This is a genomic window from Mesorhizobium sp. M7A.F.Ca.CA.001.10.2.1 (genome assembly GCF_003998575.1).
GTDB lineage: Bacteria > Pseudomonadota > Alphaproteobacteria > Rhizobiales > Rhizobiaceae > Mesorhizobium.
In genome coordinates, this window is record NZ_RZQY01000167.1 from 1 (window position 1) to 10,065 (window position 10,065).

9 protein-coding genes are annotated in these 10,065 nt (G+C 63.1%); 4 read left to right on the top strand and 5 right to left on the bottom strand.

The annotated features are described in order from the left end of the window. From EN964_RS13365 to tkt, 5 genes are all read right to left on the bottom strand, one after another. On the bottom strand, nt 1–389 hold a 389-nt coding region (locus tag EN964_RS13365; protein WP_127276431.1), incomplete at its 3' end, for a class I fructose-bisphosphate aldolase. A 134-nt stretch (nt 390–523) separates the two neighbouring features. After that, nucleotides 524–1,720: a phosphoglycerate kinase gene (gene pgk / locus EN964_RS13370; RefSeq protein WP_127270749.1), complete on the bottom strand. Its 1,197-nt coding sequence runs from the start codon at nt 1,718–1,720 to the stop codon at nt 524–526. Between the two features lie 147 nt (nt 1,721–1,867). Next, nucleotides 1,868–3,757 (bottom strand): potassium/proton antiporter, encoded by a 1,890-nt coding sequence (locus tag EN964_RS13375; RefSeq protein WP_127271761.1) that lies wholly within the window; start codon nt 3,755–3,757, stop codon nt 1,868–1,870. 217 nt (nt 3,758–3,974) lie between these two features. Then, nucleotides 3,975–4,985 (bottom strand): type I glyceraldehyde-3-phosphate dehydrogenase, encoded by a 1,011-nt coding sequence (gene gap, locus EN964_RS13380; RefSeq protein ID WP_023810967.1) that lies wholly within the window; start codon nt 4,983–4,985, stop codon nt 3,975–3,977. Between the two features lie 155 nt (nt 4,986–5,140). After that, nucleotides 5,141–7,132, bottom strand: coding sequence for a transketolase (gene tkt / locus EN964_RS13385; protein WP_127273136.1), 1,992 nt, complete (start codon nt 7,130–7,132; stop codon nt 5,141–5,143). Between the two features lie 263 nt (nt 7,133–7,395). Here tkt and EN964_RS13390 point away from each other — a divergent pair, with 263 nt between their 5' ends. The 4 genes from EN964_RS13390 to EN964_RS13405 all read left to right on the top strand — a co-directional run bounded on the left by EN964_RS13390 (nt 7,396) and on the right by EN964_RS13405 (nt 9,938). Further along, nucleotides 7,396–7,668: a DUF4164 domain-containing protein gene (locus tag EN964_RS13390; RefSeq protein WP_127271149.1), complete on the top strand. Its 273-nt coding sequence runs from the start codon at nt 7,396–7,398 to the stop codon at nt 7,666–7,668. Between the two features lie 11 nt (nt 7,669–7,679). After that, complete coding sequence (locus EN964_RS13395) at nt 7,680–8,045, top strand: cell division protein ZapA (RefSeq protein WP_023810969.1); 366 nt, start codon at nt 7,680–7,682, stop codon at nt 8,043–8,045. A gap of 220 nt (nt 8,046–8,265) precedes the next feature. Then, nucleotides 8,266–8,925, top strand: coding sequence for a peroxiredoxin (locus EN964_RS13400; protein ID WP_127260439.1), 660 nt, complete (start codon nt 8,266–8,268; stop codon nt 8,923–8,925). A 152-nt stretch (nt 8,926–9,077) separates the two neighbouring features. Next, nucleotides 9,078–9,938, top strand: coding sequence for an MBL fold metallo-hydrolase (locus EN964_RS13405; protein ID WP_245490650.1), 861 nt, complete (start codon nt 9,078–9,080; stop codon nt 9,936–9,938). Nucleotides 9,939–10,065 lie beyond the last annotated feature (127 nt).

Below are 10,065 nucleotides of genomic sequence, written 5' to 3' on the forward strand. Positions count from 1 at the left end.
AGCTTGTAGTAATCGGCAAGGCGCTCGCGCAGGCCATCGAGGCCTTCGGTGATGGTCTCGCCGGGAAACCCGGCCAGCGGCTTGGCGCCGGCGTCGACCTTGATGCCGGGGATGGCGCCGGCCGCCTTGATGATGTCGACCAGCGGCGTGCCGTCGGCGGCCTTCTGGCGGATCGTCTCGTCATAGAGGATGACGCCGGAGATGTAGCGGGTCATCGCTTCCCTGGTGCGGAACATCATCTCGCGGTAGTCGCGGCGGCTGTCGGCTGTCGATTCGACGCCGATGACGTCGAAGCGCTTCTTGATGGTGCCCGAACTTTCGTCGGCGGCCAGCAGGCCCTTGCCATCGGCGACGATCGCGGCGGCAATGTCTTCGAGACGTTCGCTCATTGTTGCTTCTCCTGAAACGGTTGTTCCGCGCTTAACGGAAGTCTACCGCCAAAGGAATGGCATCGGAAAGCTCGAATCGATTGAAAGCCTCGGGCAGCCTTGTTTGCTCTCCGAGTGTTGATCGCCGCGGAGCCTCAGCGCTTCAGCACATCGACACCGGGCAGCGGCTTGCCTTCCATCCATTCCAGGAAAGCGCCGCCGGCGGTCGAGACATAGGTGAAGTCGTCGGCGACACCGGCATGGTTGAGCGCCGCCACCGTATCGCCACCGCCGGCGACCGAGACCAGCTTGCCTTCCTTGGTGCGCGACGCCGCGTGCTTGGCAGCTGCCACCGTCGCATGATCGAAGGGCGCGATCTCGAAGGCGCCGAGCGGGCCGTTCCAGACCAGTGTCGCGGCGCGGTCGATCCATTCGCCGATGGCCGTCACGGTTTTGGCGCCGACATCGAGGATCATGCCGTCGGCCGGCACGTCCGATATGGCGACGGTCTCGCATTCCGCGCCCGCCTTGAACTCCTTGGCGACGACGCCGTCGACCGGCAGGATGATGGCGCAGCCGGCCTCGGCCGCCTCGATCATGATCTGCTTGGCGGTCGCGGCGAGATCATGCTCGCACAGCGATTTGCCGACATTGGTGCCACGCGCGGCAAGAAAGGTGTTGGCCATCCCGCCACCGATGACGAGGGCATCGACCTTCTTCACCAGGTTCATCAACAGATCGATCTTGGTCGAGACTTTGGCGCCGCCGACAATGGCGACGACCGGACGAACCGGTTTTCCCAGGCCCTTCTCCAGCGCCTCAAGCTCGGCTTGCATGGTGCGGCCGGCAAAAGCCGGCAACAGATGCGCCAGCCCCTCCGTCGAAGAATGCGCGCGGTGCGCGGCCGAGAAGGCGTCGTTGACGAAGATATCGCCATTGGCGGCGAGTTTTTCCGTGAAGGCCGGATCGTTCTTCTCCTCGGCCTTGTAGAAGCGGGTGTTTTCGAGCAGCAGCACGTCGCCCTTGTTCATGGCGGCGACAGCGCTTCCGGCCGTGTCGCCGACGCAATCCGAGGCGAAACCGACGGGGCGGCCGAGCACGTCGGCTGTCGCCTTGGCGATCGGTTCCAGCGAGAATTCGGGCGAGGGGCCATCCTTGGGTCGGCCGAAATGGGCGAGCAGGATGACCTTGGCACCCTTGCCTGACAGCTCGGCGATGGTCGGCGCGATGCGTTCGATGCGGGTGGTGTCGGTGACTTTGCCCTCAGTGACAGGCACGTTGAGGTCGACGCGCACCAGCACACGCTTGCCGCTGATGTTGCCGATATCGTCGAGTGTCTTGAAGGCGGCCATGCGGGGTTCCTTTCGCGAAAAACCGGGGGACCATACCCCGCATCGGTGTCGATGCAAGGCTTAGGGCGCGCTCGAACCGAAATTTTGAAGTGGGCACGATCTTGCACCGGCGGGGCGGATGAATGGCAGCGCTCAATAGCGGGTTTGTCAGCTTTCGGTTGCTGCCTTTTCCGGCGCTGGCTCCGGGGCCTGCTTTTCGTCCGCCCGCGCCTCGGCCTCCTGCGTCTCGGTCGGCTTGCGCCAGTTGCGGATGAAGGCGGAAAGACGATCGCCGATTTCGCCGGCGCTGAGGAAGACCGGCACCCGCGCCACCGGCGCGGTCGGCTCGAACGAGAGGCCGAGGCCTATGATCTTGCCCTTGTCGTCGACGTCGCGGACGATCAGTTCTATCGGGCCGAGCAGGACGCGGTCGGCGTATTCGGCATGGCCGCCGAGCCGCGCCGTGACCAGCGCGCCAACGGTGAGCTTTTGCTCCGCTTCGGTCAGGCCTGGCGTATAGGCCGCTTCCAGTTCAGCGGCGGAGCGCGCGGGGTCGACGGCGAAGGCACCGAAGAAATCGGCATCCTCGGGATCGACCACTGCACGGCTCGCGAACAGCTTGTCGAGCAGGCGCGGATAGCGGTCCGGCACGAAAATGTAGACCTGGTCGCCGGCGGCGAGCCGGCCCATGTCCTGGAAGCGCATCGAGCGGCCGTCGCGCAACACCAGCGAGGGTCGCGCCCAGCGTGGGATGCGCTCGCCGCGCGCCACCGGGCTGCCGTGTGCAACGCGATAGGCAAGAAGCTCGTGATGGGCCGAGCCCGGCAGTTCCAGCTCGACCTTGTCCAGCGGTCCGAGCCGTGCCGGCACGATCAGACCGAGGCGGCGCGCCAGCGGTCCGACTGTCCAGCCCTGGATGACCAGCGACACGAGTACGATGATGAAGGCGGTGTTGAAGATGACACGGCCGTTTTCCAGCCCGCCCAGCAGCGGGGTGATGGCGAGCAGGATCGACACCGCGCCGCGCAGGCCGACCCAGGAGACGAAGGCGACCTCGGGGCGCGGCAGACGGAACGGGATCAGGCAGAGCCAGACCGCGATCGGACGGGCGATGAACATCAGGAACAGGCCGAGCAGCACCGCCGGCACCATGATCGCCGGGAACTGCGACGGCGTCGCGAACAGGCCGAGGATGAGGAACATGATGATCTGTGCCAGCCATGACATGCCGTCCTGGAAGCGCTTGAGGATGGTGACGGCGCGGATATCGGAATTGCCCGAGATGAGGCCGGCGATATAGACCGCCAGGAAGCCCGAGCCGCCAATGGCGCCGGCGGCTGCAAACACCATCAGCGACAAGGTCAGCACGAAGATCGGCAGCAGGCCGTGGTCGAGATTGAGCCGGTCGACGAGGCGCACGATGGCGAGGCCGCCGAGCACGCCGACGACAGCGCCAAGGCCCATGTTGAGGAGGAAGCCGAGGAACAGGCTGGTGACCAGGACATTGGTTTCGGGGTTGGCGTGGGCGGCGATGATCTCTACCAGCGTGATGGTCAGGAAGATGGCGATCGGGTCGTTGGTGCCGGATTCCACCTCGAGCGTCGAGCGCACGCGTTCGCGCAGATTGATCTCGCCGGCGCGCAGCAGGAAGAACACGGCCGCCGCATCGGTGGAGGCTACGGCAGCCCCGAGCAGGAAGGATTCCAGCCAGGTGAGATCGAGCAGATAATGGGCGGCGACGCCGAACAGGCCGGTGGTGACAAGCACGCCGAAGGTCGCCAGCGACAAAGCCGGGCCCGCAGCCTGCCGCAAGGCGTTGAGCGGCGTGCCGAAACCGGAATCGAACAGGATGACGGCCAGCGCCAGTGAGCCGGCAAAATAAGCGATGCGGGCGTTGTCGAACTGGATGCCGAGTCCGTCGGTGCCGGTGGCGAGGCCAATGCAGAGAAACAGGAGCAGAAGAGGAGCGCCGAAGCGGAAGGCGATCAGGCTCGAAAACGCGGCGGCGACGACAAGCGCTGTGCCGACCAGCGTGACGAGATAGATCGCATGCTCCATCCTGAAATCAGCCCCTCAAATTCGTCTGTCTCCTGCTTTGCGAGAGAGTGGGGCGAAGACGTGACCAGTGCAAGGCGGCAGGGTGGCTTTTTGGCCTATGCCGCTGATTTTCGGATGTTTTGGCGCGCAGGACACAAATTGGGAAGGCGCAAGCTGCGCTCATGAAAAACGCCCGGGCAAAGCCGGGCGTTCCAAGTCTCGAAAAGAGAGCTTGTGATCAGGCGATGGTCTTGCCGAAGGCGACCGATGTGTCGCCCATGCGGTTGGAGAAACCCCATTCATTGTCGTACCAGGACAGCACCGACACGAAGTTGCCGTCCATCACCTTGGTCTGGTCGAGCGCCATGATCGAGGAGCGCGGATCGTGGTTGAAGTCGATCGACACGTTCGGATGATGGGTGACGCCGAGAATGCCCTTGAGCTTGCCGTTGGAGGCGGCGATCACCGCGTCGTTGATCTCCTGCACCGTGGTCGACCGCTTGGCGATGAACTTGAAGTCGACGACCGAGACGTTCGGGGTCGGCACGCGGATCGAGATGCCGTCGAGCTTGCCCTTGAGGTCGGGCAGCACCAGCCCGATCGCCTTGGCGGCACCCGTCGAGGTCGGGATCTGCGACAGGGCAGCGGCGCGGGCGCGGTAGAGATCCTTGTGCATGGTGTCCAGCGTCGGCTGGTCGCCGGTGTAGGAATGGATCGTCGTCATCATGCCTTTTTCGATGCCGACCGTCTCATGCAGCACGGCTGCCAGCGGCGCCAGGCAGTTGGTGGTGCAGGAGGCATTCGAGATGACGATATGATCCTTGGTCAACTGGTCGTGGTTGATGCCGTAGACGACGGTGAGGTCGGCGCCTTCGGCAGGGGCCGAAACGATGACGCGCTTGGCGCCGGCGGTCAGGTGTGCCGCTGCCTTGTCACGGGCGGTGAAGATGCCGGTGCATTCGAGCGCGATGTCGATGCCGAGTTCCTTCCACGGTAGCTGCGTCGGATCCTTGATCGCGGTGACCTTGAACGTTTCCTTGCCGACGGTGATCTGATCGCCGGAAACCGAGACTTCATGCGGGAAGCGGCCATGCACGCTGTCATAGCGCAACAGATGCGCATTGGTCTCGACCGGGCCGAGGTCGTTGACGGCGACGACGTCGATGTCCTTGCGGCCGGATTCATGGATGGCGCGCAGGATGTTGCGGCCGATGCGGCCAAATCCGTTGATGGCAACTCTGACGGTCATAATTCTCTCCCTGGGAGTTGGAGGGCGGACGAGGGGTCCGCAGTTTCATAGCGGCGGAAGCAGAAAGAATCCAGCCGCAGCGACGTGGATTTAAATCGATTAAGTTGGGTCAGCCCGGCGAAACCGCCTTATCGCGATTTCGCCGAACCTTGAACCTACTTTGTATGCAGGCGGGCTTCCGCCGCCTTGGCCGCGGCTTCGGCGGTAATGCCGAAATGCGGATAGAGTTGCTCGATCGTGCCCGAGGCGCCGAAGCCTGTCATGCCGACGAAGATGCCGTCGGAGCCGATCAGATGATCCCAACCCTGGCGTATGCCGGCCTCGATCGCCATCTTGATCGGCGCGTTGCCGATCGTTTTCTTGCGGTAGTCGTCGCTCTGCTGGTCGAACAGTTCGAAGCAGGGCACCGAGACGACGCGGGTGGGATGGCCGTGCTTTTCCAGCAGGTCGCGCGCGCCGAGCGCGATCTCGACCTCGGAGCCGGTGGCGAAGATCGTCACCGCCGCTTCACTGCTGGCGGCAGCCAGCTCATAGGCACCCTGGCTGCTCAGGTTCCTGGCAACGAATTCGTCGCGTACCGTCGGCAGGTTCTGGCGTGTCAGCGCCAACGTCGACGGCGTCTTTTCCGACTCAAGGGCGATCTGCCAGCATTCGGCGGTTTCGACGGCGTCGGCCGGGCGGAAGACATTGTGGTTGGGAATGGCGCGCAATGCGGCCAGATGCTCGACCGGCTGGTGGGTCGGGCCGTCTTCGCCCAGACCGATGGAATCATGGGTCATGACGAAGATCGAGCGGATGCCCATCAGCGATGCCAGCCGCATCGACGGCCGGGCATAGTCGGAAAAGCACATGAAGGTGCCGCCATAGGCGATGAGGCCGCCATGCAGCGTCAGGCCGTTGATCGCAGCCGCCATGCCGTGCTCCCGGATGCCGTAGTGGACATAGCGCTGGCCATAGTCGTCCGAGGTGATGTTCTTGGTCTGGCTGGTCTTGGTGTTGTTGGAGCCGGTCAGGTCGGCGGAGCCGCCGATGGTCTCGGGCAAGGCGCCGTTGATGACTTCCAGCGCCATCTCGGACGATTTGCGGGTGGCGACCTTCGGCTTGTCGGCCGACAGCTTCTTCTTGTAATCGGCAATGACCGCGTCGAAATTGGACGGCAGCTTGCCGCTGATGCGGCGCTCGAACTCAGCCTTCAGCTTGGCATCGGCCTTGGCCAGGCGGCCTTCCCAGTCTGTACGCGCCTTGACGCCGGCCTTGCCGGCGGTGCGCCAGGCGTCGAGGATGTCGGCCGGAATCTCGAAGGGCGGCGAATCCCAATTGAAGAACTTGCGCGCGCCGGCGATCTCGTCGGCGCCCAGAGGGGAGCCGTGCGCCTTGTTGGTGCCGGCCTTGGTCGGCGCGCCGAAGCCGATGGTCGTCTTGCAGGCGATCATGGTCGGCTTGTCGGAATGGCGGGCGGCTTCGATGGCATAGGCGATGGCTTCCGGATCGGTGCCGTCGATGTGGCTGGCATTCCAGCCGGAGGCCTGGAAGCGGGCCACCTGATCGGTGTTGTCGGACAGCGAGACCGGACCGTCGATCGAGATGTCGTTGTTGTCCCAGAAGACGATCAGCTTGTTGAGCTTGAGATGGCCGGCAAGCGCGATGGCTTCCTGGGAAACACCTTCCATCAGGCAGCCGTCGCCGGCCAGGACATAGGTGTAATGATCGACGAGATCGTTACCGAAGGCTGCGTTCATGATGCGCTCGCCGAGCGCGAAGCCGACCGAATTGGCGAGACCCTGGCCGAGCGGCCCCGTCGTCGTCTCTATGCCAGCGGCATGGCCGTATTCGGGATGGCCGGCGGTCTTCGAGCCCAACTGACGGAAGTGCTTGATCTGGTCGAGGGTCATGTCTTCGTAGCCGGTCAGATGCAGCAGCGAATAGAGCAGCATCGAGCCATGGCCGGCCGACAGGATGAAACGGTCGCGGTCGGCCCAGTGCGGGGCCTTGGGATCATATTTCAGGAAGCGCGTGAACAGCACCGTGGCGATATCGGCGCAGCCCATTGGCAGGCCTGGATGGCCGGAATTTGCCTTCTCGACGGCGTCCATGGAGAGAAAGCGGATCGCATTGGCCATCCGGTCATGTTGTTCACGCGACGTCATGGTTCCTCCAGAAGTGGGGGTTTGGGGGCTTGGGAGAGCCCTTGAAAAGGGTGCGCGACACATAGCAGGCGCGGGCTTTTAGTCAACAAATCGGGTGCACATTTGCCGGTCTTGTGATGCCGGCGGCGGACCTACATTAGCGTTAGCGGGGGACAGTCGCGAGAGCTTTGTTGACGTTGCCTTCACCCGGTGCCTAATGTTTCAGGGATAACGCGTTCTGAACGTGAACGATTCGGTGATGGGCAGGGCACAGGACGAAGGCCATGACCGGGGAAGCCACACTCAAGGAAGTCATCGCGAGGCTGGGCAAGGCCATCGAGGGGCTGGAAAACGCCGTCGCGGCCAAGCTCGGGCATGAACGCGACTACTCCGAAGCCGAGGCCGAGGTGCAGCGGATGAATGCCGATCGCTCGCGGCTGGCGCAGGAACTCGATAATTCCGAAGCGCGCGCCGAACGGCTGGAAGATGCCAACAAGGAAGTCTCGCGACGTTTGGTGACTGCCATGGAAACCATCCGCGCCGTGTTGGACAGATAGGAGCTGGCCCGATGGCACAGGTCACGGTTTCAATCGACGGCAAGCAGTATCGCATGGCCTGCGACGAGGGCCAGGAAGAGCATCTGATCGACCTTGCCGAACGCTTCGACCGCTATGTTTCACACCTGAAGGACTCGTTCGGCGAGATCGGCGATCAGCGGCTGACCGTTATGGCCGGCATCATGGTGATGGATGAACTCTCGGAGTTGCAGAAACGCGTCAAGGGCATGGAAAGCGAAGTGCTGACCTTGCGCAAGACCCGCGACGAGGCTCTGACCAAGGCCGACAAGAGCGATAGCGTGCTCACCAATGCGCTCGGCGCGCTGGCACAGCGCATGGAAGACCTGACTGTGACGCTGGCGGTCAACAAGAGCTGAGACAGAACCTTTCCTGTCCAGCCCCAGGCTCTCATCCGCGCGCCGCGCATTCGGCAGCATAAAAATGCTCGCCTCCCGCCGACAAGAGTTTCATATTATCTTGCAGCCACGATTTTTGCGCTAAGATGCAACGATGCCGGGCGGGACAGCTTGATGGTGGCGTGGGTTGCCGCGTGCCGTTCCTCGCTGCCGACGGTTCCGTTTACAGGGGAGATGTACCATGAGCCTTCGTATCAACGACATTGCGCCGGATTTTACCGCCGAGACCACGCAAGGGACGATCAAATTCCATGACTGGATCGGCGACGGTTGGGCGATCCTGTTCAGTCACCCGAAGAATTTCACGCCGGTCTGCACGACCGAGCTTGGCACGATGGCGGGGCTCGAAGGCGAGTTCAAGAAGCGCAACGTCAAGATCATCGGCATTTCGGTCGATCCGGTCGAAAGTCACGGCAAGTGGCAGGACGACATCAAGACGGCGACCGGTCATTCGGTGAACTATCCGCTGATCGGCGACAAGGACCTCAAGGTCGCCAAGCTCTACGACATGCTGCCGGGCGGTGCCGGCGAGACGTCGGAGGGCCGCACGCCCGCCGACAACGCCACAGTGCGCTCGGTCTACGTCATCGGACCGGACAAGAAGATCAAACTGGTGCTGACCTACCCGATGACCACGGGGCGCAATTTCGATGAGATCCTGCGCGCGGTCGATTCCATGCAGCTCACCGCCAAGCATCAAGTGGCGACGCCGGCGAACTGGAAGCAGGGCGAGGACGTGATCATCACCGCGGCCGTTTCCAACGAGGATGCAATCAAACGCTTCGGCGCTTATGAGACCATCCTGCCGTATCTGCGGAAGACCAAGCAGCCGTCGGCCTGACCGCTCGGAACAGTTTTTGGCTTTCCTGTCGCCGCGAGCGAAAGGATACTTGACTGGCTCACCCGAGCGGACAACCATGCTCCTCTCGGGTGTCGTCAGAGAAAATCATTCCTGGCGACCGAGAGTTGGGGAAGCCGGAATTGGACGTAGCTTTGGCCAGGCCGCAGGTCAGCGGCTTCTATGACAAGCCGACCGGCGCCATCCAGTATGTCGTCGCCGACCAGGCGACGAAGCGATGCGCCATCATCGATCCGATCCTTGATTTCGACGAGAAATCCGGTGCTACGGCAACGACGAATGCCGATGTCATGCTCGACTTCGTCAGCGAGCAGGGACTGAGCGTCGAATGGATCCTCGACACCCATCCGCATGCCGACCATTTCTCGGCGGCGCATTACTTGAGAGAGAAGACCGGCGCGCCGACGGCGATCGGCGACAGGGTCATCGAGGTCCAGAAACTGTGGAAAGCGATCTACAACTGGCCGGATTTTCCCGCCGACGGTTCGCAGTGGGACAGGCTGTTTAGAGAAGGCGAAACCTTCCAAGTGGGTACCCTTCCGGTCAAGGTGCTGTTCTCGCCCGGACACACGCTGGCCTCCATCACCTATGTGATCGGCGATGCCGCCTTCATCCACGACACGCTGTTCATGCCCGACAGCGGCACGGCGAGGACGGACTTTCCCGGCGGCAGTGCCGCGCGGCTCTGGCGCTCGATCCAGGACATATTGGCGTTGCCGGACGAGACGCGGGTGTTCGTCGGCCATGACTATCAGGCCGGCGGCCGCGAACCTTTGTGGGAAAGCACGGTCGCCATACAGAAGGCTACCAACATCCATCTTGCCGCCGCCTGCAGCGAGGCCGAGTTCGTCGCCCTGCGCGAGGCGCGCGACAGGACGCTGCCGATGCCGCGGCTGATCCTGCATGCGCTGCAGGTCAACATGAATGGCGGGAGGCTGCCCGAACCCGAAGCCAATGGCCGGCGGTACCTGAAGTTTCCGCTGGACGGGCTTTGAGGGGCCGTTGGTGAAGCTGCCAATCTCGACCCTTGCGGGGGAGATTGGCTGTCGCCCCCGTTCGCCAACTCCCAATCAGCCACAAAAAAGGCGGCGCCAGGTTTCCTGGCGCCGCCTTGATTTTTTG

Excerpts from the sequence above, each read along its gene's own strand:
- EN964_RS13395 (WP_023810969.1), top strand. The coding sequence starts at position 7,680 with ATGGCACAGGTCACGGTTTCAATCGACGGCAAGCAGTATCGCATGGCC.
- EN964_RS13375 (WP_127271761.1), bottom strand. The coding sequence starts at position 3,757 with ATGGAGCATGCGATCTATCTCGTCACGCTGGTCGGCACAGCGCTTGTC.
- pgk (WP_127270749.1), bottom strand. The coding sequence starts at position 1,720 with ATGGCCGCCTTCAAGACACTCGACGATATCGGCAACATCAGCGGCAAG.
- tkt (WP_127273136.1), bottom strand. The coding sequence starts at position 7,132 with ATGACGTCGCGTGAACAACATGACCGGATGGCCAATGCGATCCGCTTT.
- gap (WP_023810967.1), bottom strand. The coding sequence starts at position 4,985 with ATGACCGTCAGAGTTGCCATCAACGGATTTGGCCGCATCGGCCGCAAC.
- EN964_RS13400 (WP_127260439.1), top strand. The coding sequence starts at position 8,266 with ATGAGCCTTCGTATCAACGACATTGCGCCGGATTTTACCGCCGAGACC.
- EN964_RS13390 (WP_127271149.1), top strand. The coding sequence starts at position 7,396 with ATGACCGGGGAAGCCACACTCAAGGAAGTCATCGCGAGGCTGGGCAAG.